This window comes from Corallococcus silvisoli (assembly GCF_009909145.1).
In the GTDB taxonomy this organism is placed as follows: Bacteria; Myxococcota; Myxococcia; order Myxococcales; family Myxococcaceae; genus Corallococcus; species Corallococcus silvisoli.
In genome coordinates, this window is the sequence record NZ_JAAAPJ010000010.1 from 275,178 (window position 1) to 298,070 (window position 22,893).

Annotated in this window: 21 protein-coding genes; 11 read left to right on the forward strand and 10 right to left on the reverse strand. The window is 69.3% G+C overall.

Annotated elements, in window-relative coordinates; all coding sequences use genetic code 11:
• Positions 1-19 precede the first annotated feature (19 nt).
• The 6 genes from GTY96_RS21410 to trmB all read right to left on the reverse strand — a co-directional run bounded on the left by GTY96_RS21410 (position 20) and on the right by trmB (position 4,612).
• Positions 20-439: a cupredoxin domain-containing protein gene (locus tag GTY96_RS21410; RefSeq protein WP_235685759.1), complete on the reverse strand. Its 420-nt coding sequence runs from the start codon at positions 437-439 to the stop codon at positions 20-22.
• Between the two features lie 60 nt (positions 440-499).
• Positions 500-925 carry a cupredoxin domain-containing protein gene (locus GTY96_RS21415; RefSeq protein ID WP_161665640.1) on the reverse strand — a complete coding sequence of 142 codons (426 nt, stop codon included), beginning with the start codon at positions 923-925 and terminating at the stop codon, positions 500-502.
• An 81-nt stretch (positions 926-1,006) separates the two neighbouring features.
• Positions 1,007-2,266: a hypothetical protein gene (locus GTY96_RS37740; RefSeq protein ID WP_235685760.1), complete on the reverse strand. Its 1,260-nt coding sequence runs from the start codon at positions 2,264-2,266 to the stop codon at positions 1,007-1,009.
• Between the two features lie 74 nt (positions 2,267-2,340).
• Positions 2,341-2,748: a hypothetical protein gene (locus GTY96_RS21425; RefSeq protein ID WP_143900139.1), complete on the reverse strand. Its 408-nt coding sequence runs from the start codon at positions 2,746-2,748 to the stop codon at positions 2,341-2,343.
• Between the two features lie 50 nt (positions 2,749-2,798).
• Positions 2,799-3,842, reverse strand: coding sequence for a diguanylate cyclase (locus GTY96_RS38300; RefSeq protein ID WP_143900137.1), 1,044 nt, complete (start codon positions 3,840-3,842; stop codon positions 2,799-2,801).
• Positions 3,843-3,991: 149 nt separating this feature from the next.
• Positions 3,992-4,612: a tRNA (guanine(46)-N(7))-methyltransferase TrmB gene (trmB, locus tag GTY96_RS21435; protein WP_143900135.1), complete on the reverse strand. Its 621-nt coding sequence runs from the start codon at positions 4,610-4,612 to the stop codon at positions 3,992-3,994.
• 80 nt (positions 4,613-4,692) lie between these two features.
• Here trmB and GTY96_RS21440 point away from each other — a divergent pair, with 80 nt between their 5' ends.
• The 6 genes from GTY96_RS21440 (at position 4,693) to GTY96_RS21465 (ending at position 13,030) form a co-directional block, all read left to right on the forward strand.
• Positions 4,693-5,619, forward strand: coding sequence for a bifunctional riboflavin kinase/FAD synthetase (locus tag GTY96_RS21440; RefSeq protein ID WP_161665642.1), 927 nt, complete (start codon positions 4,693-4,695; stop codon positions 5,617-5,619).
• Between the two features lie 206 nt (positions 5,620-5,825).
• Positions 5,826-7,526: a type IV-A pilus assembly ATPase PilB gene (pilB, locus tag GTY96_RS21445; RefSeq protein ID WP_161665643.1), complete on the forward strand. Its 1,701-nt coding sequence runs from the start codon at positions 5,826-5,828 to the stop codon at positions 7,524-7,526.
• A 43-nt stretch (positions 7,527-7,569) separates the two neighbouring features.
• Positions 7,570-8,682, forward strand: coding sequence for a type IV pilus twitching motility protein PilT (locus GTY96_RS21450; protein ID WP_143900130.1), 1,113 nt, complete (start codon positions 7,570-7,572; stop codon positions 8,680-8,682).
• Between the two features lie 55 nt (positions 8,683-8,737).
• Positions 8,738-9,994 (forward strand): type II secretion system F family protein, encoded by a 1,257-nt coding sequence (locus GTY96_RS21455; RefSeq protein WP_143900128.1) that lies wholly within the window; start codon positions 8,738-8,740, stop codon positions 9,992-9,994.
• A gap of 40 nt (positions 9,995-10,034) precedes the next feature.
• Positions 10,035-11,591 (forward strand): two-component system sensor histidine kinase NtrB, encoded by a 1,557-nt coding sequence (locus GTY96_RS21460; protein ID WP_456318758.1) that lies wholly within the window; start codon positions 10,035-10,037, stop codon positions 11,589-11,591.
• Positions 11,588-13,030, forward strand: coding sequence for a sigma-54-dependent transcriptional regulator (locus GTY96_RS21465; protein ID WP_161665644.1), 1,443 nt, complete (start codon positions 11,588-11,590; stop codon positions 13,028-13,030). The genes GTY96_RS21460 and GTY96_RS21465 overlap by 4 nt, the downstream gene beginning before the upstream one ends.
• 490 nt (positions 13,031-13,520) lie before the next feature.
• On the opposite strand, the gene GTY96_RS21470 is transcribed toward GTY96_RS21465, so the two are convergent.
• The 4 genes from GTY96_RS21470 to GTY96_RS21485 all read right to left on the reverse strand — a co-directional run bounded on the left by GTY96_RS21470 (position 13,521) and on the right by GTY96_RS21485 (position 16,858).
• Complete coding sequence (locus GTY96_RS21470) at positions 13,521-14,288, reverse strand: ABC transporter permease (protein WP_161665645.1); 768 nt, start codon at positions 14,286-14,288, stop codon at positions 13,521-13,523.
• Positions 14,285-15,265 carry an ABC transporter ATP-binding protein gene (locus GTY96_RS21475; RefSeq protein ID WP_161665646.1) on the reverse strand — a complete coding sequence of 327 codons (981 nt, stop codon included), beginning with the start codon at positions 15,263-15,265 and terminating at the stop codon, positions 14,285-14,287. The genes GTY96_RS21470 and GTY96_RS21475 overlap by 4 nt, the downstream gene beginning before the upstream one ends.
• Complete coding sequence (locus GTY96_RS21480; protein ID WP_161665647.1) at positions 15,246-16,160, reverse strand: tetratricopeptide repeat protein; 915 nt, start codon at positions 16,158-16,160, stop codon at positions 15,246-15,248. The genes GTY96_RS21475 and GTY96_RS21480 overlap by 20 nt, the downstream gene beginning before the upstream one ends.
• Positions 16,161-16,258: 98 nt before the next feature.
• Positions 16,259-16,858, reverse strand: a complete 600-nt coding sequence (locus tag GTY96_RS21485; RefSeq protein WP_328700960.1) for a type IV pilin protein — start codon at positions 16,856-16,858, stop codon at positions 16,259-16,261.
• A gap of 231 nt (positions 16,859-17,089) precedes the next feature.
• On the opposite strand from GTY96_RS21485, the gene GTY96_RS21490 reads away from it, so the two are divergent.
• From GTY96_RS21490 to GTY96_RS21510, 5 genes are all read left to right on the forward strand, one after another.
• Positions 17,090-18,259 carry a prepilin peptidase gene (locus tag GTY96_RS21490; RefSeq protein WP_161665648.1) on the forward strand — a complete coding sequence of 390 codons (1,170 nt, stop codon included), beginning with the start codon at positions 17,090-17,092 and terminating at the stop codon, positions 18,257-18,259.
• Positions 18,260-18,281: 22 nt separating this feature from the next.
• Positions 18,282-19,400 carry a sensor histidine kinase gene (locus GTY96_RS21495; RefSeq protein WP_143900113.1) on the forward strand — a complete coding sequence of 373 codons (1,119 nt, stop codon included), beginning with the start codon at positions 18,282-18,284 and terminating at the stop codon, positions 19,398-19,400.
• A 34-nt stretch (positions 19,401-19,434) separates the two neighbouring features.
• A complete protein-coding gene (locus tag GTY96_RS21500) occupies positions 19,435-20,847 on the forward strand; it encodes a sigma-54-dependent transcriptional regulator (RefSeq protein ID WP_161665649.1) in 1,413 nt (470 codons plus the stop codon).
• Positions 20,848-21,078: 231 nt separating this feature from the next.
• The gene (pilM, locus tag GTY96_RS21505) at positions 21,079-22,161 is read left to right on the forward strand and encodes a type IV pilus assembly protein PilM (protein WP_014399064.1); all 1,083 of its coding nucleotides are present in this window, start codon (positions 21,079-21,081) and stop codon (positions 22,159-22,161) included.
• Between the two features lie 29 nt (positions 22,162-22,190).
• Positions 22,191-22,871 (forward strand): PilN domain-containing protein, encoded by a 681-nt coding sequence (locus GTY96_RS21510; RefSeq protein ID WP_161665650.1) that lies wholly within the window; start codon positions 22,191-22,193, stop codon positions 22,869-22,871.
• The last annotated feature ends 22 nt before the right edge of the window (positions 22,872-22,893 follow it).

The window sequence follows — 22,893 nt, forward strand, 5'->3', positions numbered from 1 at the left end:
AGTTAACGGAGCGGGCGCGCTACTCCACGTAGAAGGCGCCCGCGGTCCGCTGCTCCATCGCGCACCCGTACCGGAGCATCCCTGCCTGACGGGGCGTGAAGGTGATCTCCACCAGCTTGCCGAGCGGCAGCTTCTCGTGGATGCCGTAATCCTCCAGCACCAGCTCGGTGGCGCACGTCTGGTCCGTCTTGCGCGTCACCAGCAGCGTCACCGGCTCACCCTGGCGCAGCAGCACCGGTGAGGGCTCGAAGCCCTTCTGCGTGACGGTCAGCTCCACGATGAGCGTGCCGTTCACCTTCGTCCCTGTTTCCTGGATGGCCGTGTAGTGCGGGCCCCGCCTCGCGTCCGCGGGCGGCGCGGGGGGCGGCTCCTTCGTGCAGGCCTGCTGCGAAACCCCCACGAGGACGCCTGTCACGGCGAACCTGAGCCAGGGCCTCATGCCACGCGAGGATGATGGGCGCATGGCCGTGCAGGTTATCAGGGGCGGCGCGCGAAGCGCTCAGTCCACCACGAAGGTGCCGGCGATCATCTTCCCCATCGCGCACCCGTACCGCAGCGTCCCGGACTGGTTGGGCGTGAAGGCGATCTCCACCGGCTCGTTGAGCGGCAGCTTCGCGTCGATCTTGTACTCGTCCATCACCAGCTCTGTGGCGCACGTCAGGTCCGTCTTGCGCGTCACCACCAGCTTCACCGGCTCGCCCTTCTTGAGCGGCACCGGCGACGGCTCGAAGCCCTTCTCCGTGACGGCCAGGTCCACCACGTGCACGCCATTCTCCCTGCGCCCCACCTCCTGCGCGGCGGGCGCGTCCGTCCCCTTCGCGGCGGCGGACTCCTTCGTACATGCCTGCTGGGACGCCCCCGCGAGGACCGCCGCCGCGGTGAGCGCGAGCCAGGGCTTGATGATGCGGGAGAAGAACGGGCGCATGAACGAAGGCTCCGGAGGGAAGAAGGACGAAGGCGGCCCGGCTGGAAGCCCAGGCCGCCCTTGAGGCACCACCGCGGAACGTCAGCCCGCGGTGTCCGGCGTCGAACCGTCCGCGCCGTCGGAAGCGTCCTCGGCGGGGGCCGGCGGCGCCTCGAAGCGCAGGAGGGCGTGCAGCGGGATGAACAGCTCGTGTCCTGGCTCGCCCAGCAGCACGTCGAAGCGGCCCACGCGCAGCAGCGGCGCCGCCACCGTGATGCCGTTGCGCAGCGTGAGCTTCACCGTCTGCCCGATGTGCGGCAGGAACGGCCGCGGGTCTGAATAGGGGCGCTTGTCCGGCTGGCGCGCCACCTGCGCGGGCTTCTGCGTGAGCTTCGCGTCGCGCTCCAGGGTCGGCATCAGCCGCTCCCAGTCACCCCTGCGCGCGATGAGCACCACCTGGAGCTTCTCCAGCCGGCCCGTGCGCTCGAAGGTGAAGGCGATGGCCTCCTCCGACAGGAGCGTGTCCAGCAGCGAGCGCTCCGCGAGCACCACCGACAGCTCCGTCTTCTGCTCGATGAAGGCGCCCAGGAAGTCCGCCACGAGCGCGTTGTCCACCTGACCGCGCGCCTGCTTGATGGCCGCCTTGCGCTGGCTGCGCTCCTTGCGCGCCATGAACTCCGCCACGGTGAGGCCGCTCTGGAGGATGCCGAAGGCATCACCCAGCGACAGGCCCGCCGTCTGGCCCATGAGCTCGTAGACCTGGTCGAAGCGCTTCGCCTCCTCGGCGTGCAGCTTGCGCCAGATGCGCGCCTTCATCTTGCCTTCCAGCTCTCCCTTGGCGATGCGCGCCGGCACGTGCTCGCGCGTCGCCAGCGCCAGGATCTGCTCCGGCGTGGGCGGCGGGCGCGGCGTGCTGGGGCGCGGCCCGAAGCGGCCCGGAGGCCCGCCCGGGCGCGGAGGCCCACCCATCCCGGGCCCCCGGGGAGCGGCCGGCCTGGGCGAGGCACCCGGCGTGAAGCCCGGGGCCACGGCTCCCGCGGGCCGGGGTGGGACGGCGGGGGCCGTCGTCGCCGGGCCCGGCGTGGGCCGGGGCATGGGGGCGGACAGACCCGTGGGCGCCACGGGCGTCGCCGGCCGGGGGGCCGGGGCGGCAAGTCCGCTCGGCTTCGGCGTGGGCGCCGGGCCCGGCGTGGGCCGGGGCACCGACGTCGCGCTCGCGCCGGAGGACGCCGGGGCGGCAGGCGCCACCGGCGTGGGCCGGGGCGTGGGCCTCGGCGTGGGGCTGGGGGCGGCCGAGGACGGAGCCACCGGTGCGCCGGGCGTCGAGCCCGGGCGCCGGATGACTTCGACTGCGGGGGCCACCCGCCGTGTCTTCCTATCGTTCACGGTTGTACGTTACCTGATGCGCGGGGTCCGGGCATGCCCGGGCTCGCGGCTTAAGGGGATGCTGAAAAGTCCACCTTCCACCCGGACGGCTCCCTCACCATCCGGACCTCGCCCGACCTTCCCGCCGAGCTCACGACCAAGGTCGCCTCGTCGCCCTCCTGGCGGAGCAGCTTGACCTCCTGAACATCGGGCGTCCCGGGGACATTCGCGAAGAACAGCGCGAGCGGCTCCGGTTTCACCATGCCCCCCGACGCATCGCTGACCTGCTGGGCCCGAGCCTTCAGGACCTGCTGGGTCGCTTGGGACAGGCCCGCGTAGGCCTTGGGCAGTTCGCCCCGCTGCACATGCCGGTGGAACGTCTGGTAGGCCCCCACGGGGGAGTCCGGCTGGAGCCGGTTGCAGCCGCCCAGGGCGAGGAGGGCGAACAGCAGCCAGGTCGTCGTCGCGAGCGGGCGCATGGAGCCTCCGGTTTAGGTCAAACCGCCTCCGTGGGGAAGCGCGAGCTGCGTCACGCCGCATGCTGGTGGACGCGATTGCGTCCCGTGCCCTTGGCTGAATAGAGGCTCGCGTCCGCCGCGCGCAGCAGCGCCTCCGTCCCCGGCAGGTCGTCCGCCGGCACCGTCGCCACGCCAAGCGACGCGGTCAGCTTCACCTCCTGTGACACCCCATCCGTCCCCCGCCACGTCAGCTCCAGCCGCTCAATCGCCTCCCGCACCCGCTCGCACGCCCGGAGCGCGTCCTGGGGCGCCGCCTCTGGCAGGAGCGCGATGAACTCCTCGCCGCCGTAGCGGGCCAGCAGGTCCACCTCCCGCAGCGTCGCGCGCGCCGTCTGGGCCACCGCGCGCAGCACCTCGTCGCCAAAGGGGTGGCCGAACGTGTCGTTGATGCGCTTGAAGTGGTCGATGTCCAGCATCACCAGCGACAGCGGCGAACGATACCGCCGCGAGCGCATGAACTCCTCGCCCAGCCGTTCCTCGAAGTATCGGCGGTTGAACAGGCCCGTGAGCGCGTCCGTGCGGCTGAGCGCCAGCAGCTCCTGGCGGCGGCGGTCCAGCTCCCGGTTGGCCCACTCCAGCTCCCGGTTCTTCTCCAGGAGCGCGTCCTGCAAGGCCTTCAGCCGCAGCATGGACTTCACGCGCGCGCCCAGCTCCAGCATGTCGAACGGCTTCACCAGGTAGTCGTCCGCGCCCAGCTCCAGCCCCTCCACCTTGCCCGCCGCCTGCCGGGCCGTCATCAGGATGACCGGGATGAAGCCGAAGCCGCCTTCGCCCGCGTTCGCCTTGACGATGCGGCACACCTCCACGCCGCCCAGGCCCGGCATCTCCACGTCCATCACGATGAGGTCCGGCCGTCCCGCGCGGATGGCCGACAGCGCCTGCGCGCCGTCCAGCGCCTCCTTGAACACGTAGCCGTGCGGGGCCAGGCCCTCGCGCACGTGCCGCACCTGGGCCGGATCATCGTCCACGATGAGCACCGTGCGCCCCGCGAAGTCGTTCGCCGGTCCGCTCCTGCGCACGGCGTCCGGCATCCGTTTCCTTTCGGCTTCTGGCATGAGGCGCCAACCCCCCAGGATGCGGCCGTGGCCCACGTCGCGAGTGTCACCCGGGGCGGGAACCCCGTGCCCGGATTCTCCTCCGGGTGGGGGGCGCTGCCAAGGGCCCCAAGACCGCCGTCGCGACCCCGGGTCCGGGCCGCGACACACTACGGCGCGGGTTTCACCAGCCGTGCGCGGTAGACGGGTTCTGCGGAGGCCAGGTAGCGCCGCTCGCGGGTGGAGGGCACCTCCTCCGGGTCGTACGGGTGGAACACGCCCGTGCCCAGCGGGTTGTGGAAGCCGGCCGCCTCCAGGATCTCCAGCATGGCCACCCCGCGGTCCTGCACGTCGGTGCGCATGTCGAAGCGGCCGCCCGGCTTGAGCAGGCCCAGCATCAGCTTCGCGAACTGGGGCTGCACGACCGCCCGCTTGGCGTGCGAGCGCTTCCACCAGGGGTCGGGGAACTGGAGGTGGATGACGTCCAGCGACCCGGGGGCGAAGATGCGCGGCACGACGAAGCGCGCGTCGGATTCGATGACGCGCAGGTTGGTCAGCCCCGCCTTCTCCCCGCGCATCTGCGTGTCGCGCGCGTACTTCTTGCGCCACTCGAAGGCCACGAAGCGCACGCCGGGGTTGCGGCGGCAGTACTCCAGCGCGTGCCCCCCCGCGCCCGAGCCGATCTCCAGCTCCAGCGGGCCGGTGAAGCCGAACTCCGCGTCCCAGTCCGGGGGCGCATCCAGGGGGACGAACTTGAGGCCGACTGGATCAGGGAGCAGGGCAGGGCGCATGGCGGGGGCGGGCGCCTCTAACCATGGAGCCGCGTGGGTTGGCCAGGGCAAAAGCGCGCGGGGTGGTATAGGGAGGGGTCATGAAGGTCTTCCAGTCGGTGTCCGAGGCGGGCCGCCAGCTCCAGGGGCAGGCCCTCGCGCTGGGCAACTTCGACGGTGTGCATGTGGGCCACCAGGCCCTCTTCGCCGAGGCCCGGCGCCACGCCCCCGCGGGCGCGCTCACCTTCCAGCCCCACCCGGGCAAGGTGCTCCAGCCAGACCTGGCGCCCAAGCTCATCACCCTCTTGCCGCGCAAGCTGGAGCTGTTGGCCGGCTGCGGCCTGGACGGGGTGGTGGTGCAGGCCTTCACCCGCGACTACGCGCGCAGCTCTCCCGCGGACTTCGAGGTCGACCTCTTCGACACCCTGGGCGTGGCCCACGTCGTCGTGGGCGGCGACTTCACCTACGGCGCCCACCGCGCGGGCACCGTCACCACCCTGCGCGAGGCCGCGGCGAAGCGGGGCGCCCAGGTCCACGTCGTCCCCTCCGTGCACGTGGACGGCGTCGTCGCGTCCTCGTCGCGGATCCGCGAATACATCCTGGAGGGAAGGGTGGGAGCGGCCCGGCGCCTCCTGGGACGCCCGTTCGACCTGGATGGCACGGTGGTGTCCGGCGCGGGGCGGGGGCGCACCATCGGCTTTCCCACCGCCAACGTGGACACGCAGAACGAGCTGCGGCCCGCGCCCGGCGTGTACGCCATCCGTGTGCGCCTCCGGTCGGAGGCCGACGGCCCGTGGCGGCCGGGGGCGGCCAACATCGGCGTGAAGCCCACCTTTGGTGGAACGGAGGTCACCATCGAGGCGCACCTCCTGGACTTCACGGGAGACCTCTACGGCCAGGAGCTGCGGGTCCAGTTCCTGGAGCGCCTGCGGCCCGAACAGCGCTTCGGCTCCGTCGCGGAGCTGGTGGGTCAAATCAAACGCGACGTGGAGGCCGCCCGCACCGTGGCGGCCCGTGGCGACGGGTAGGGTCCGGTGATCCTCCGGGAGGGGGCTCCGGACAGCGAGGGAGCACGCCAGGGCGCCTTGACAGGCCGCGCATCGGTTTCCTCTAATCCATGAGGCTCCGTGCCAGGGCTTCAAGCCCCTGTCGCCCCCCCATCCCCCCTTGGGGCCCCGCCTTGGCCGGGGCTCTGGCTGTTCCCTCCTCACGCTCTTAAAGAGGCACCCCAGAAATGTCCGGTCGACTCGGTGAATTGCTGGTGCGCGAGAACCTCATCTCCGTCCAGCAACTCCGCAAGGCGCAGGAGGAGCAGCAGAAGAGTGGTGCGCGCATCGGCACGGCGCTCATCAAGACGGGCGCCATCGAGGAGTCGAAGCTCACCGACTTCCTGTCGAAGCAGTACGGCGTGCCGGCCATCAACCTGAAGGACTTCGACATTGATCCGGACATCATCAAGCTCGTGCCCAAGGAGGTGGCCGAGAAGCACCTGGTGATCCCGGTCAACCGCGCGGGCCCGTCGCTCATCGTGGCCATGTGCGACCCGTCCAACATCTTCGCGGTGGACGACCTGAAGTTCCTCACCGGCTACAACATCGAAGCCGTGGTCGCGTCGGAGATCTCCATCCGCGAGTCCATCGAGCGCTACTACGCGGAGAAGGGCCCCTCGCTGGAGGACATCGTCGGCGACGTGAGCGACGACATCGAGGTCGCCAAGGAGGAGCAGGAGAACCTGGATGAGATGGCCAAGGCCGCGGACGACGCGCCCGTGGTCAAGCTGGTGAACCTCATCCTGATGGACGCCATCAAGAAGCGCGCGTCCGACATCCACATCGAACCGTACGAGAAGGACTTCCGGGTCCGCTTCCGCATCGACGGCGTGATGTACGAGGTGATGCGCCCGCCCATGAAGCTGCGCAACGCCATCACCAGCCGTCTGAAGATCATGGCGTCGCTGGACATCTCCGAACGGCGCCTGCCGCAGGACGGCCGCATCAAGATCAAGATCGGCGGCGGCAAGGAGATGGACTTCCGCGTGAGCGTGTGCCCCACGCTCTTCGGCGAGAAGGTCGTGATGCGCTTGCTCGACAAGAGCAACCTGCAGCTGGACATGACCAAGCTGGGCTTCGACGCGCAGCCCCTGGCCTGGTTCAAGGAGGCCATCGACCGGCCCTACGGCATGGTGCTGGTGACGGGCCCCACGGGCTCCGGCAAGACGACGACGCTGTACTCGGCGCTCTCCAGCCTCAACGACGTGGGCACCAACATCTGCACCGCGGAGGACCCGGTCGAATTCAACTTCGCCGGCATCAACCAGGTGCAGATGCACGAGGACATCGGCCTGAACTTCGCGGCCGGCCTGCGCTCGTTCCTCCGCCAGGACCCCGACATCATCATGATCGGTGAGATCCGCGACTTCGAGACGGCGGAAATCGGCGTGAAGGCGGCGCTCACCGGCCACCTGGTGCTCTCCACGCTGCACACCAACGACGCCCCGGGCACGGTGAGCCGTCTGCTCAACATGGGCATCGAGCCGTTCCTCGTGACGGCGTCGCTCAACCTCATCCTCGCCCAGCGTCTGGCGCGCCGGCTGTGCCCGGCCTGCAAGCGCCCCGCGGAGAAGGTGGACGAGCAGGCCCTCATCGACGCGGGCATCCCGCCGGACAAGATGGGCACCTTCACCATGTACGAGAAGGTCGGCTGCCGCGATTGCAACGACCGCGGCTACCGCGGCCGCGTGGCCATCTACGAGGTCATGCCCTTCTGGGATGGCCTCAAGGAGCTGGTCATCAACGGCGCCTCCGCGGCCGAACTGAAGCAGGAGGCCATCCGCCTGGGCATGAGCAGCCTGCGCATGAGCGCGCTCAGGAAGCTGATGGACGGCATGACCACGCTCGAAGAGGTCGTGGGCAACACCGCGCCGGACCGCTTCTAGTCACCTTCCTCCACCACACCTCTCCGCGACAGGACACGCATCCGTGGCCAACCTGCACCAGCTCCTCAAGGCGATGGTCGAGAAGGGCTCTTCCGACCTCCACATCACCACCGGCTCGCCGCCGCAGCTGCGCGTGGACGGTGAACTCGTCCCGCTCAAGACGGCGCCGCTCACCCCCGTGGAGACGAAGCAGCTCTGCTACTCCATCCTCACGGACGCGCAGAAGCACAAGTTCGAGGAGGAGAACGAGCTGGACCTGTCGTTCGGCGTGAAGGGCCTGTCGCGCTTCCGCGCGAACATCTTCATGCAGCGCGGCGCCGTCGCCGGCGCGTTCCGCACCATTCCCTTCAAGATCCTGACGTTCCAGGAGCTGGGCCTGCCGCCGGTGGTGGCGGAGCTGGTGAAGAAGCCGCGCGGCCTCATCCTGGTGACGGGCCCCACGGGCTCCGGCAAGTCCACCACGCTGGCCTCGATGATCGACAAGATCAACACCGAGCGTCATGAGCACATCATGACCATCGAGGACCCCATCGAGTACCTGCACCCGCACAAGAACTGCCTGGTGAACCAGCGCGAGGTGGGGGCGGACACGCGCAACTTCAAGACGGCCCTCAAGTACATCCTGCGCCAGGACCCGGACGTGGTGCTGGTGGGTGAGCTCCGCGACCTGGAGACCATCGAAGCGGCGCTCACCATCGCGGAGACGGGCCACATCTGCTACGCGACGCTGCACACCAACAGCGCGGTGCAGACCATCAACCGCGTCCTGGACGTCTTTCCCCCGTACCAGCAGCCCCAGGTGCGCGCCCAGCTGTCCTTCGTGTTGGAGGGCGTGATGAGCCAGGCGCTCGTGGCCAAGGCGGGCGCTCCGGGCCGCGTGCTGGCGCTGGAGGTCATGGTGCCCAACCCCGCCATCCGGAACCTCATCCGCGAGGACAAGGTCCACCAGATCTACTCCTCCATGCAGGTGGGCCAGGCGAAGTACGGCATGCAGACGTTCAACCAGGCGCTGGCCGCCCTCCTGGCGCGCCGGCTCATCACCCAGGACGAGGCCTTCGGCCGTTCCTCCGACCCGGAAGAGCTGCGCAACATCCTGGCCACGGGCGGCGCCCCGGGGGGAGCCCAGCGGCCGGCCGGAGGAGCGGGCGCCCGTTAGTTTTCCGACGTGAATTTCGCGGGTTAGACTCGCGCCCTCCCCGGAGGTCCAGGTTATGGCAGCACCAGCGGTCCAGCAGAAGGCGACAGCGTCCAAGAAGAACACGGCCCAGTTCCTCTGGGAGGCGAAGACCAAGAGCGGGGAGAACAAGAAGGGCGAGATGGAGGCCTCGGACATCGAGGCTGTCAACGCACGTCTCAAGTCCCTGGGCCTCAACCCGACGAAGGTGCGCAAGAAGAGCGCGCTCGACGGGGAAATCAGCCTGCCCGGCCTGGGCGGGGTGACGGGCAAGGACATCCTCATCTTCACCCGCCAGTTCGCGACGATGATCGACGCGGGTCTGCCGCTGGTGCAGTGTCTGGACATCCTGGCCAGCCAGATGGACAACCCCGCCTTCAAGAAGGTGGTGTTCGCCATCAAGGGCAAGGTGGAGCAGGGCAGCACCTTCGCGGACGCGCTGAAGGAGCACCCCAAGGTCTTCGACGAGCTCTACGTGCAGCTGTGCGCCGCGGGCGAGGTGGGCGGTATCCTCGACACCATCCTCAACCGGCTCGCCGCCTACCGCGAGAAGAACGAGAAGCTCAAGGCCAAGGTCAAGGGCGCCATGACCTACCCCACCATCGTCATCCTGGTGGCCATTGGCGTGACGGCGCTGCTGCTCCTCAAGGTGACGCCCGTCTTCGAGAAGATGTTCGCGGACTTCGGTTCACAGCTGCCGGGCCCCACGCAGGTGGTCGTGGACCTGTCGAAGTTCGCGCAGGAGTACTTCCTCCACGCGGTCATCGGCGTCGCCGCGCTCGTCTTCTCCTTCACCTGGACCTACCGCCAGCCCCGGGGCCGCAAGTTCTGGGACAAGCTGTTCCTCAAGCTGCCCCTGTTCGGCGACGTGCTCCGCAAGGTGGCGGTGGCGCGCTTCACGCGCACGCTGGGCACGATGATCTCCTCGGGCGTGCCCATCCTGGACGCGCTGGACGTGACCGCGAAGACGGCCGGCAATCGCACCGTGGAAGAGGCCATCTATTACGTTCGCGGGAAGATCGCCGAGGGCAAGAACATCGCGGGTCCGCTGCTGGAGACCAAGGTGTTCCCGTCGATGGTGGTGCAGATGATTGGCGTCGGCGAGGCGACGGGCGCCATGGACACGATGCTCAACAAGATCGCGGACTTCTACGACGACGAGGTGGACACCGCCATCGGCGCGCTGACGTCGATGATCGAACCGCTGCTGATGGTGTTCCTCGGCGGCGTGGTGGGTGGCTTCCTCATCGCCATGTACCTGCCCATCTTCAGCCTTGCCGGCGCGATCAAGTAGCGCGCGCCTGGAGGGTCGGGCGCCTGGCGCGGCCTCCGGGCTGCGCCCGCGCCTGGTGTGGCTGGTGTTGTTCCGCACCGTCGCGGCGAGCCTGTCGCTCGTCGTGACGGTGGTGCGCCTGCTGACGCAGCCGGCGCAGGAGCCCAGCCGGGCGGACTCGCTGTCGTTCGCGGTCATCGCGGGCGCCTACGTCCTCACGGTGGTGACGGGCCTGCGGCTGCGCCGGGGCACCGCGGGCCGCCTGGACGCCACGGTGACGGTGGTGGGCGACGTGCTCATCGCCACCGGGCTCGTCTACCTGAGCGGCGGCGCGGACTCGCCGCTCACGTTCCTCTACAGCCTGGCCGTCATTGGCGCGGCGGTAGTGCTGGACTGGCGGGGCGCGCTGGCGGCGGCGGCCGTCTCCGCGTTCGCCTTCACCGCGCTCCTGCTCGTCATCCGCCTCACCACGCCCGCGGACGTGGTGACGGTGCCGGGCGGGCGGGTGCTCTTCGTGCTGGGCAGCAACGCGCTGGCGTTGGTGCTCATCGCGGTCCTGTCCGGCTACCTGTCGCGCCAGCTGTCCGCCACGGGCGGCGCGCTGTCCCAGAGCGAGGCGGACCTGCGCCGGTTGGGGAGGCTGCAGCAGCTCATCCTGTCCTCCATGCCCTCGGGGCTCGTCACCTGCGACGTCGAGCGGCGCGTCACCTTCCTCAACTCGGCGGCCAGCGGCATCCTCCAGGTCGACACCTTCATGGGGGTGGGGCAGCCCTTGGAGCAGCTGCTGCCGGGCGTGATGGGGTTGACGCCGCGCTCCGTGCGAGGCGAGCTGCGGGTGCGGACGCCCGGGGGCAACCGGGTGCTGGGCCTGTCGGTGTCGCCGCTGGAGGGCGAGGCCGGGGCGCTGCTCATCGTCTTCCAGGACCTCACGGAGCTGCGGCGCATGGAGGAGGACCTGAAGCGCACGGACCGGCTGGCCAGCCTGGGGGCCCTGTCCGCGCAGCTGGCGCACGAAATCCGAAATCCGCTCGCCGCCATGCGGGGCTCCGCGCAGCTGCTGGCTCAGGAGCAGTCCACCGACGCGGTGGTGAAGAAGCTCACCGGCATCCTCACGCGGGAGGCGGACCGGCTGGCGCGGCTGGTGGAGGACTTCCTGCGCTTCGCTCGACCGCAAGAGCCCCAGCGCCGCCCGGTGGCGCTGGACGCCCTGTTGTCGGAGACGGTGGAGATGCTGCGCGCGGACCCGCTGGCGCGCGAGGTGCTGATGGAGGTGCGGGTGCCGGAGGCCCTGACGGCGCCGGTGGATCCGGATCAGCTGCGCCAGGTGCTCATCAACCTGGTGCGCAACGGCTTCCAGGCGGCGGGTCCGCGGGGCACGGTGAGGGTGGCCCTGGCGCGCGCGGAGAAGGAAGCGCAGATTCGGGTGTGGGACTCGGCCGGCAGCATCACGGAGGAGATGATGGGACACCTGTTCGAGCCGTTCTTCACCACCCGCAACGGCGGCACCGGGCTGGGGCTGTCCACCGCGCACTCCATCATCCGCGCGCACGGCGGGAGCATCCGCGTGACGTCGCATCCGGCTGACGGCACGGAGTTCCTCGTGGGGCTGCCCCTATGACAGCGCCTTCCGTCCACGACGGAGGTCCGCGCGGACACGTCCTGGTGGTGGACGACGAGCTGTCCATGCGCGAGTACCTGGAGATCTTGCTCGTGCGGGAAGGCTACGCCGTGACGAGCGTGCCCGCGGTGGAGCCTGCCCGCGCGGTGCTGGAGAAGGACCAGGTGGACCTGGTCATCTCCGACATGAAGCTGGGCACGGGCAGCGGCCTGGACGTGCTCCGGGCGGCCCGCTCGCGCAAGGAGCCGCCGGAGGTCGTGCTCATCACCGCCTTCGGCACGCCGTCCTCCGCGGTGGAGGCCATGCGCGAGGGCGCGTACGACTACATCTGCAAGCCCTTCGACAACGAGGAGCTGCGGCTGCTCGTGCACAAGGCGCTGGAGAAGCGCGCGCTGCGGCAGGAGAACAGCACGCTGAAGGCGCGGCTGCTCCCGGGGTTGGGGGGGCTGCTGGTGGGGACGAGCCCCCGCATGCGGGCCCTGTGGCAGCTGGTGGAGAAGGTGGCGCCGGGCCGGAGCACGGTGCTGGTGACGGGAGAGAGCGGCACCGGCAAGGAGCTGGTGGCCCGCGCCGTCCACCTGCGGGGCCACCGCGCGGCTCAGCCCTTCCTGCCCTTCAACTGCGCGGCCCTCAACGAGGGCGTGCTGGAGAGCGAGCTGTTCGGCCACATGAGGGGGGCCTTCACCGGCGCCACCCATGAGCGGCCGGGCCTGCTCGTCTCCGCGGGCGAAGGCACGGTGATGCTGGACGAAGTGGGGGAGATGCCCCTGTCCACGCAGGTGAAGCTGTTGCGCGTGTTGCAGGAGCGCAAGGTGAAGCCGGTGGGCAGCGCGGCGGAGATTCCCTTCCATGCGCGCGTCATCGCCGCCACCAACCGCCGGCTGGAGGCGGAGGTGCAGGCGGGCCGCTTCCGCGAAGACCTCTTCTACCGGCTCAACGTCATCACGCTGGAGCTGCCCCCCCTGCGTGAGCGTGCGGAGGACATCCCGCACCTGGCCACGTTCTTCCTGTCCCGGCTGTCGGAGGAGCTGGGGCGTCCGGGCCTGAGGTTCGCGCCGGAGACGCTGGTGCTGATGGAGCGCTACGCCTTCCCGGGCAACGTGCGCCAGTTGCAGAACATGGTGGAGCGCGCGGCCACGTTGTCGGACTCGGACGTGCTGGGGCCCACGACGCTGCCGCCCTCCGTGCGGGGCGAGACGGAGCCCCAGGTGCGCGCGGGTGACGGCGGCGAACCCATGCTGGGGCAGGGCTTCAACCTGGAGCGGCACCTGGATGACCACGAACGCCGGCACCTGCTGGCCGCGCTCAAGCAGGCGCAAGGGGTGAAGACGCGCGCCGCGGAGCTCCTGGGCCTGTCGTTCCGTTCGTTCCGCTACCGGCTCGCGAAGCACGGGCTCACGGACGAACTGGATGAGCCGAGCGGGACGCGCACCGGTTAGTTCCCTCCGGAAGTCGCGAGCGAAGACGGAGTCCGCGGAGCGCTCCCGCACGTGTGCGGGCCGGTGGGCGCGCGGGAGATGCGAACGCGCCGCTGAAGGATGCGCTCTGGCCGCCAGACGGACCTGATGCCCGCGTGCAAGGCCCTGGCGCGGGCCGATGCCGCGGTCTCCGCCCCACCTCGGGGAGCGCACTCCGCTTCGGTCCGCAGGACCGGCCGGAGGGCTGGGGCGCGACCAGGTGCGCAGGGCAATGTCAGCGACGCGCCTCAACCCGGCTGGAGCGCGCCGCTGGGCGGGCAATCTGTCCCCCTCCTCCCCGCCGATGTGGCGGTGCGTGCGGTGGTGGTGCCCGCCGGCCACTATGTGGTGGCGCTGTGCGACCGCACCCCTGGTCTCACCGCGGGCCTGTCGTTGGGCGCCGCGGCGTGGCTGGGGTTGGCCCTGCCTGTCTGGGGAAGCGCTTCGGCCTTGGGCGGTGTCCCGCGGCGGCTTAGCGGAAGTCGCGCCGCTCGAAGATGAAGATGGCCAGCGTGGTGAGCACCAGCGTCCAGGCCAGGCTGTAGCCCACGCCTGACAGGAACGTGGAAGCGTCCACCGGCAGCGCGTACGTGGCCTGGGGCCGGAAGTTCACCCGCTCCAGGTTGGGCAGCAGGTAGTAGAGCGCCTTGCCAATGCCTCGGACCGCAATGCTCTCCGAGCGGTTTGCGAGCGTGTACAGGTCACCCGTCAGGTGCCCGGTGAAGTACATGCCCGTGGTGGCGATGGCGGACACCGCCGGCCCCGCGAAGCTGGAGAACAGGATGCCCACGCTGCTGATGATCAGCAGCTCGAACCACAGCCCCACGCTCGCGAGCAACTGGGTCGTGGTGACGTCCGCGCCGAAGAGCAGGAGCTCGCCCAGGAAGACAAGCGTCATCGCGACCAGCAGCACCCCCAGCGTCAGCATCGTGCCCGCGAGGCGCGCGAGCAGGAACTGACGGCGCGACACGGGCTTGCTCACCACCAGGAAGATGGTGCGCCGTTCAATCTCCCGGCTGAGCAGGCTGCTGGACAGGAAGATGGTGAGGAAAACGAGGATGATGCTCATCATCCCCAGTCCGAAGTCCGTCAGCACGCGGTCGAAGGTCGCGACCGTGACCTCCGTCACCAGGGAGGAGGACAGCAGCACCACGGCGGCGAACACGCCCACCACCACCGTCACCCGGTTGCGGCGCGCCTCGCGAAAGCCGTTCCACATCATCGCCGAGAAGGCGCTCACGTGTTGATCTCCCCACCCACGCTGGTCGCGCGGCCTGATTCCTTCAGCGCGTTCATGAACAACTGCTCCAGGGAGAACGTCGCCGGCTGCATCCGGTTCACCCGGCCGCCCGCGCCCAGGACGCCACCCAGGAGCCGCTGGCTGTCCACGTCCGCCACCTGCAACATCACGCGCCCGTCGAGCGCCTGCAGCGACTCCAGCGGTACGCCCAGCCCGCGAACCTCGTCGGGCTTCATCCCCTCCACGACGACCTCCACGGTGGGGACCTGCGCGGACACCAGCTCCTGCACGCTGCCCTCGCGCACCCGGCGGCCGCCCACCAGCACCGCCAGCCGGTCGCAGAGCGACTCCACGTCCGGAATGATGTGGCTGCAGAACAGCACCGTGGTGCCCTTGTCCCGCTCCGCCAGGATGAGGTCGCGCATCTGCCGGCGCCCCAGCGGATCCAAGCCGCTCGTGGGCTCATCCAGGATGAGCAGCTTCGGCCGGCCCACCAGCGCCTGCGCCAGGGCCACGCGCTGCACCATGCCCTTGGAGTAGCGGCGGATCTGCAGCTTCTCCGCGCCCGCCATCTCCACCGCGCCCAGCACCTCCGTGACGCGCACGTCCAGGTCGTGGCCGCTGAGGCCCGCGAGCTGCCCCGCCAGCGTCACGAACTCCCGGCCCGTGAGGTACTCGTACGGGGCGGGGTTCTCCGGCAGGAAGCCCACCAGCCGCCGGGTGGCCGCGTCCTCCACCGGCTGTCCGAAGAGCCGCGCGGTGCCGCCGCTGGGGCGCACCAGGTTCATCAGGATCTTGATGGTGGTGGACTTGCCGGCGCCATTGGGGCCGAGCAGGCCGTAGATCTGACCGGTGTCCACCTGCAGATCCAGTGACTGCAGGGCCCGAACGGTGCGGTTGAACCAGAAGCCGACCTTGTACGTCTTCTCGAGTCCCTGCGTCTGGATGGGCGGGGCTTCAGGGCTGGGATTCGTCATGGCTCGTGACTCGGGGCTGGGGCGTCAGATTGTCGCCGTCGTCGGTGCGTTCATCCTGGATGAGTTCCATGCGGAAGCGCACGGCGTCTGAGTAGGCGCGGCCATCCTCGCCCACGAAGAGCTTGCCTCCCAGTGGATCCTCCGGAACCTGGGGAAGGTCTCCGGCGGCGACCAGCGCGGGAAGGTTGTCGGGCAGGTGGCCCTCGCGGGCGCGGTAGCTCGCGATGGCCGTGTCGATGGAGCGCAGCACGCGCTCCTGGAGGATCTCCTGCACGCGGCGAGCGTAGAACTCTCGCGTCTCCTCGTCCGTCGCGCTGTCGCGCAGGGCCATGCTGAGGGACAGGCCGCTGTCGAAGTCACCCGACTGTGCATACAGCCGCGTGGCGAGCGCGGAGTACCACGAGGGGGCGTCAGGACGCTGGGACATCGTTTTGATGATGTCCGCCGCTTCCTTGTACTTCTTCTCGAAGAACATCAGATTGTACGCCAACTGGAAGGAAAGCCGCTGGTTGTCCGGCAGGTGCTGGAACCCCTTTCGGAGGATCGCGCTGGACTCCGTGACGTTGGTGTACTCGCCCTTGCCTCGGTGCACCGGCATCGTGATACCCGAGTAGAAATAAGCCTGCCAGAAGGCGGGATCCAGGTCGGTGACGAGGTCCGCGTAGTCGTAGATATGGCGGTACTCGTCCGGCCGGTTCGCCGCCCCGATGCGATTGAGCATCATGATCCAGAAGTAGTCGGTGACCAAGCCCTGCTGAGACTTGAAGAGCGTCTTGAGCAGTCCGGGGCGGGGCAACAGCGGGCCACCCCCCTGCCTGGAGACGGGCCGGGGGGGCGCGGACAACAGCGCCACGATCAGCACGCCCGGGACGAATCGCAGGTACATCTTGTCCATGGTTGACCCAACGAAAAAGGAGCGCCCGAAATGCCCGGGCGCTCCTTGGATTCTGCCATCACCCGCTTCTGCTGGGGATGGTTTGAAGAATCAAATGACTACGGGCAGCTCACGTCGTTGTACGCGTTGCCCGGCTCGCCGGCGGCCACCAGGGTGGAGTCCACGCCGCAGGTGTTGGCCAGCGTCTCGCCCAGCGGGTTGGAGGTGATGCCCCAGGCGTCGCCCTCGGGGTCGTTGTCGACGTTGCCGACGGCGTTCGCGCTGAACCAGCAGTTGGGGCAGTTGGCGACCGAGGTCTGCACGCCCAGGGCGGCGATCGAGTTAATGGCGGTGGGCGGGGTGAGGAACTTGGCGGAGTCCTGGCCAATGCAGCCCAACTTGGCGCGCGCAGCGCGCCCGTTGGCGGGGGTAGCCTCCGCGCAGCCGGGGATCAGGCCGTAGCTGTAGCGGTTCGCGGGCTCCGGATCGAAGCCGATGACCGTGAAGTCGGAGGAGTACTTGTCCTTCTCACCGAAGAACGACTTCTGGGCCGTGAAGATGGCCTTGAGGTTCGTCTTCGCCTCGGACTGCTTCGACTTCGCCTGGAAGCGGATGAAGTTCGGGATGGCGATGGCGGCCAGGATGCCGATGATGGCGACCACGATCATCAGCTCGATGAGGGTGAAGCCACCCTTCTTCCGGAAGAGACGGTTCATCATGTTTGGGAACTCCGCGGCAGGGGCAGAGGGGGGTTGGACGACGGCGGGAACGTTAGCACGAAGAGTGCCATGCCCAACAATCCCGCAACCCACGGGATTCCCAGGGCAGGCAGGGGAGGGTGGGGATGGATCGGCGGGATGCCTGCCAAAAATTGTCACCAGCGCTGACGGTTTTCGTCTTCCACCGCGAAGTCGCCAGGTTCGGAGGGCGCGGGTAGGATTCCGGGCTCCGTGACGTTCACCTACGCGCCGGGCTGGGCCGAGCCCCTCTTCATCCTCTTCCTGTTCTTCCTCGGCCTGTGTATCGGCTCCTTCCTCAATGTCGTCATCGCGCGGGTGCCCGAAGGCCTGAGCATCGTGCGGCCGGGGTCGCGCTGCCCGAAGTGCGGGCACGTGCTCTCCTGGTACGAGAACATCCCCGTGCTGTCGTGGCTGGGGCTGCGCGGGAGATGTCGCGGCTGCGCCATGCCCATCTCCCCGCGCTACGTGCTGGTGGAGCTGCTCACGGGCCTGTTGTTCCTCGCGTGCCTCAAGCGCTTCGACTGGACGTACGCGCTGGTGCCCGCGCTGGTGCTGGTGTTCCTGCTGGTGCCCCTCACCTTCATTGATCTGGAGCATTGGATCCTCCCGTTCTCGCTCACCCTGCCGGGCATCGCCGCGGGCGTGTTGCTGGCGATTCCCCGGGGCTCGGGCGCGGTGGTGCAGGCCGTGGTGGGAGCGGCGGTGGGCTTCGGGGCCTTCCGGTTGATGGAGTACGTGGGCTGGCGCCTGTTCAAGCGCGAGGCGCTGGGCGGTGGGGACAAGTTCCTCGTCGCGCTCTTGGGCGCGTTCCTGGGCTGGCACTCGCTCCTGGGCATCCTCTTCTTCTCGTCGCTGCAGGGCTCCATCGTCGGCGTGGCGCTCCTGGCCCTCACGGGCCGGGCGGGTCCACGAGGCGCGGCCGAACAGACCGGGGAGAAGGGGGCTGAGTCCGCGCCGCCGGAGGTCCACGCCGAGGCGCGGGCGGCGGAAGCCCCTCCACCTGGGTCCGGGATCGGCGACGCGCAGCGGGCCCACCCTCCCCAGGGACCGGATGCCGACGCCCCCGTCACCCCGACCGTCGCCGCGACACCCGAGGGCGAGGAGGAGGAGCCCGAGTCCACGATGACGTGGGACTTCACGAAGCCCGGGCTTCCCCTGTGGAAGCGGGTGTTGCTGGTGCCCTGGTGCCTGCTCTTCCAGCCCATCCCGGACGCACCGCTCGACGAAACCGGCGAAGAGGAGGAGTGGGTCCCCGGTCCCACCAACATCCCCTTCGGCCCATGGCTCGCGCTTGCGGGGCTGGAGGTGATGCTGCTGGGACCGTGGCTCGCGCGCGTGCTGCCGTTGGATGTGGCGCTGATGCTCGGTGGGACCCGGTGAGGGGCCCGCCGCCGGTGCAGGGATGAAGTGGCGCATCGCCAGCGTGGCCTTCCTCCTGGGCTCGCTGTCCACGGGGCTGTCGTGGCTGACCCTGCAGCCGGTGTTGATCCGCCTGCTGGACATGGCGCGCCGACTGGCACTGCCGGGGTCCCTGGACATGGAGGCGCTGTCGCGGATCCGCGCCTTCCTTCCGCTGGCGTTGGGTCTGGACCTGCTGGTGCTGACCGTCCTCGCGTACGGGGTCCTGGACCTCGCGGTGGGCCGCCCGCTGCGCGCCACCGAGAAGGCCGTCGCGCAGCTGGGCCGGCTCCAACTGGATGTGCCGCTGACGGGGCAGGGCGGCCCGCTCGTGGCGCGCATCCAAAGTGAACTCCAGCGCATGGCGGAGGCGCTGCGCCAGGAGCAGGCACTCACCCGCTCCCAATTGGAAGCGCTGCGCGAGGCGAACGCGCGGCTCGCGAGGGCGCAGACGGAGCTGGTCGCCTCCGAGCGGCTGGCCACGGTGGGAAAGCTGGCGGCGGGGGTCGCGCACGAGGTGGGCAACCCGCTGGCGGGCATCCTCGGCTATCTCTCCCTGGCGCGCTCCAGGGCGCGGGAGCCCGAGCTGAAGGACTTTCTTGAGCGCATCGACCACGAGGTGCTGCGCATCGACCGCATCGTGCGAGGGCTCCTGGACCTGGGCCGTCCCGCCAGCACCCAGCCCGGGCCGGTGGACGTGGGGCAGGTGGTGGAGACCTGCGTGCGCCTGGTCCGGGCCGGGCCGGAGCTGGACCGGGTCGACGTGATGTTGGACGTGACGCCCGGCCTGCTGGCCCGCGCGGATCCAGGCCCGCTGTCGCAGATCCTCATCAACCTGCTGCTCAACGCGGCCCAGGCCATGGGGGGCGAGGGCCGGGTGCGCGTCTCCGCCCGGCGCGAGGACGCGCTCCTCCACATGGAGGTGGAGGACAGTGGCCCGGGCTTGTCGCCCGAGGCGAGGGCGCGCCTCTTCGAGCCGTTCTTCACCACCAAGGGGCGGCAGGGCACGGGCCTGGGGCTCGCGGTGTCCCTGAACCTGGCCCAGGGCATGGGGGGACGGCTGGACGCGCGCGACGGCGCGGGTGGCGGCGCGTGCTTCCGGTTGTCCCTGCCGGCCGCCTGAAGGCGCATCCGGGCGTATGATGGGCGGCACCCCCATGCCCCTCTTCCGCACCATCCTCGTCGCTGACGACGAGCCGTCCATCCGCCACATCCTCACCCTGGTGCTCACCGACAAGGGTTACGACGTGCGCGCCGTCGCGGACAGCGATGAGGCCCTGCGCGAATTGTCCGCCCGCGCCTACGACGTCCTCCTGACCGACGTGCGCATGCCCCGGCGCGACGGGCTGTCGGTGTTGCGGGCGGCGCTCGCGGACCATCCCGGCCTCACCGTGGTGGTGATGAGCGCGTATGGCTCCCAGGAGCAGGCGCTGGAGGCGGTGCAGGCGGGGGCGTACGACTACGTCCAGAAGCCCTTCAAGCCAGAGGAGATCGTCCTCGTCCTGCGCAAGGCGGAGGAGCGCGAACGGCTGGTCCGCGAGAACCGGCGCCTGCACGAAGCGCAGCTGCCTGGCGCGTCCGGGGGGCACATCCTGGGCCATAGCGCCGCGCTCCAGACGGTGCTCAAGCAGGTGGCGCGCGTGGCGCCGGTGGACACCACGGTGCTCATCTCCGGGGAGAGCGGCACCGGCAAGGAGCTCATCGCGCGCGAACTGCACGGCAAGAGTCGCCGCTCCGCCATGCCCTTCGTCGCGGTCAACTGCGGCGCGATCCCCCACGGACTCCTGGAGAGCGAGCTGTTCGGCCATGCGAAGGGCGCGTTCACCGACGCGCGCACCGCCCGCCGGGGCCTGTTCGCGGAGGCCGACGGCGGCACGCTCTTCCTTGATGAGGTGGGCGAGCTGCCCCTGGGCGCGCAGGTGAAGCTCCTGCGCGTGCTCCAGGAGGGGGAGATCCGCCCGGTGGGCGAGAGCCGCGTGGAGCGCGTGGACGTGCGCGTGGTCGCCGCCACGCTGCGCGACCTGGGCAAGCTGGTGGAGAAGGGCGAGTTTCGCGAGGACCTCTACTACCGCCTCAACGTCGTGAACCTCACCCTGCCGCCCCTGCGCGAGCGCCGCGAGGACGTTCCCGTGCTCGCCAGGGCCTTCCTCCACCGCTTCAACCGCGACCTCAACCGTGATCCGCCCGTGGAGGGCTTCACCCCGGAGGCGGAGGCCCTGCTCACGGCCTACGCCTGGCCGGGCAATGTGCGCGAACTGGAGAACGCCATGGAGCGCGCGGTGCTCCTCGCGGAGGGCACGCACATCGCGCCCGGCAGCCTGCCGGAGAAGCTGTGGGCGGCTTCCGCACCCGCGGCCGCCGGGACGGCGCCACCGCTACAGGTCGGGAGCGACCTGTCGCTCAAGCGCGCCATCCGAGAGCTGGAGGAGTCCTACATCCGGGCGGCCCTCCGCCGCACGAAGGGCAACCGCACCCGGGCGGCCGAGGTGCTGGACATCAGCCACCGGGCGCTCCTCTACAAGATCAAGGAGTACGGCATCGATCCAGACGCGGAAGGCTCCCGGAGCTGAGGGCCGGAGCGAGGTCCTTCGGGAGGCCGTCGCAGGAATTCTCCGTCGCTATTTGACGGAACGCGTCCGGAGCCGGAAAATCGGGCCTCCGCGAAGGCAGGTCCCGGGGGCGCGGTCGTGGTGTCGGTCTTCACGGCGCTCCCCCGTCCGATGGGCGGCCGGGCGCCAAGCACTTTTTAGGAGGGGTATCAAGCCGGTGCTACGCTGGCCGCCTCTCCGATGGAGTTACGCATGGCGAAGGGCAAACTGGCACTCGGGCTGGATATCGGGTCGACGTCGATCAAGATGATCATGCTCAAGGAGCAGCGCAAGCGCGGCGAAGTCGGCTACGCGCTCCAGAGCTTCGGAATGAAGCCGCTGCCTCCCGAGGCCATCGTTGACGGTGCGCTGATGAACTCCACGGCCATCGTCCAGGCCGTCCAGGAGCTGATGTCCGAGCTGAAGGTGAAGGGCAAGGACGTCGCCATTGGCGTGTCCGGCCACTCGGTCATCATCAAGAAGATCCAGATGCCCCGCATGAGCCAGGAGGAGCTCGAGGAGAGCATCCAGTGGGAGGCGGAGCAGTACATCCCCTTCGACGTGAAGGACGTGAACATCGACACGCAGATCCTCGACGGCGGCGGCAACGACGCCACCGGTCAGATGGACGTGCTGCTGGTGGCCGCCAAGAAGGACATGATCAACGACTACACCACCGTGGTCTCCGAGGCGGGCCTCGCGCCGGTGGTGGTGGACGTGGACGCGTTCGCCGTCCAGAACATGTTCTCCACGAACTACGAGCTGCCGGACAAGGAGACCGTCGTCCTCATCAACGCCGGCGCCTCCGTGGTGAACATCAACATCATCGCCAACGGCGTGACGGTGTTCACCCGCGACGTGACCATCGGCGGCAACCAGTTCACCGAAGAAATCCAGAAGCAGCTCAACGTCTCCTACGAGGAGGCGGAGGCGCTGAAGATCGGCGGCAACCGCGCGGACGCGGACGCCGTCGTTCCCCAGGACGTCGAGCGCGTCCTCTCCAGCGTGGCGGAGCAGGTGGCGGGCGAAATCCAGCGCTCGCTGGACTTCTACGCGGGCACCGCGGCGGACTCGAACTTCACCAAGGTCTACCTGTCTGGTGGCACCGCGAAGATTCCCGCCCTGTTCAAGACCATCGAGGCGCGGACCGGCGTGCCGGTGGAGATCCTCAACCCGTTCCGGAAGATTGAAGTGGACAACCGCAAGTTCGACCCTGCGTTCATCATGGACGTGGCGCCCATGGCCGCGGTGGCAGTGGGACTGGCGCTCCGGCGCCCGGGCGACAAGCTGGGCTGAACCGCTCTGGCCGCGAGGAGATGACGCACATGATGATTCGAATCAATCTGCTGCCCGTCCGGGCGGTGAAGAAGCGCGAGATGGGCCGGCAGGTGCTGGCCCTCTACGCCGCGGTCCTGATCGCCGCGGTGGTGGGTAACTACTTCTGGTTCGCGGACCGCGACAACGAGCTGAAGCGGGCCAACCAGGGCATCGCCCAGACGCGCGCGAAGATCGCGGAGCTGGAGAAGGTCATCGGCGAGGTGACCAACATCAACGCCCGCAAGGCGGAGGTGGAGAAGAAGCTCGCGGTGCTGGACACGCTGCGCAAGGGCCGCAACGGTCCGGTGCGCATGCTGGACGCGCTGTCCTCGGCCATGCCCAAGAAGGTCTGGCTCAAGGACTTCGTGGAGGCCTCCAACAGCGTCACCATCAACGGCTCGGCCGTCAGTCACGACGAGGTCGCGGAGCTGATGCGCGGCCTGGGTGGCATGGTGTGGACGCCCAAGGGCATGGGGCGCCTGGTGGATCAGCGCCGCGACGCCAAGACCTCTCGCGTGGAGCTCTTCAACACGGAGACCGCCAGCGTGGAGGAGTTCTCCGTGAGCGACATCAAGCCCTTCTTCGGCAACATCGAACTGACGAACGCGGTGCAGACCAAGCCCAGCCTGGCCGGCGCCCCGTCGTTCGTCGAGTTCAAGCTCACCCTCACCGCCAACTACGCCATCTGATTGGCGGCGAAGGACCCCTGTC

Bases quoted from the DNA above. Each gene is read 5' to 3' on its own strand.
- GTY96_RS21410 (WP_235685759.1), bottom strand. From the start codon at position 439: ATGAGGCCCTGGCTCAGGTTCGCCGTGACAGGCGTCCTCGTGGGGGTT.
- GTY96_RS21415 (WP_161665640.1), bottom strand. From the start codon at position 925: ATGCGCCCGTTCTTCTCCCGCATCATCAAGCCCTGGCTCGCGCTCACC.
- GTY96_RS21425 (WP_143900139.1), bottom strand. From the start codon at position 2,748: ATGCGCCCGCTCGCGACGACGACCTGGCTGCTGTTCGCCCTCCTCGCC.
- GTY96_RS38300 (WP_143900137.1), bottom strand. From the start codon at position 3,842: ATGCCAGAAGCCGAAAGGAAACGGATGCCGGACGCCGTGCGCAGGAGC.
- trmB (WP_143900135.1), bottom strand. From the start codon at position 4,612: ATGCGCCCTGCCCTGCTCCCTGATCCAGTCGGCCTCAAGTTCGTCCCC.
- GTY96_RS21440 (WP_161665642.1), top strand. From the start codon at position 4,693: ATGAAGGTCTTCCAGTCGGTGTCCGAGGCGGGCCGCCAGCTCCAGGGG.
- pilB (WP_161665643.1), top strand. From the start codon at position 5,826: ATGTCCGGTCGACTCGGTGAATTGCTGGTGCGCGAGAACCTCATCTCC.
- GTY96_RS21455 (WP_143900128.1), top strand. From the start codon at position 8,738: ATGGCAGCACCAGCGGTCCAGCAGAAGGCGACAGCGTCCAAGAAGAAC.
- GTY96_RS21465 (WP_161665644.1), top strand. From the start codon at position 11,588: ATGACAGCGCCTTCCGTCCACGACGGAGGTCCGCGCGGACACGTCCTG.
- GTY96_RS21475 (WP_161665646.1), bottom strand. From the start codon at position 15,265: ATGACGAATCCCAGCCCTGAAGCCCCGCCCATCCAGACGCAGGGACTC.
- GTY96_RS21480 (WP_161665647.1), bottom strand. From the start codon at position 16,160: ATGGACAAGATGTACCTGCGATTCGTCCCGGGCGTGCTGATCGTGGCG.
- GTY96_RS21485 (WP_328700960.1), bottom strand. From the start codon at position 16,858: ATGATGAACCGTCTCTTCCGGAAGAAGGGTGGCTTCACCCTCATCGAG.
- GTY96_RS21495 (WP_143900113.1), top strand. From the start codon at position 18,282: ATGAAGTGGCGCATCGCCAGCGTGGCCTTCCTCCTGGGCTCGCTGTCC.
- GTY96_RS21500 (WP_161665649.1), top strand. From the start codon at position 19,435: ATGCCCCTCTTCCGCACCATCCTCGTCGCTGACGACGAGCCGTCCATC.
- pilM (WP_014399064.1), top strand. From the start codon at position 21,079: ATGGCGAAGGGCAAACTGGCACTCGGGCTGGATATCGGGTCGACGTCG.
- GTY96_RS21510 (WP_161665650.1), top strand. From the start codon at position 22,191: ATGATGATTCGAATCAATCTGCTGCCCGTCCGGGCGGTGAAGAAGCGC.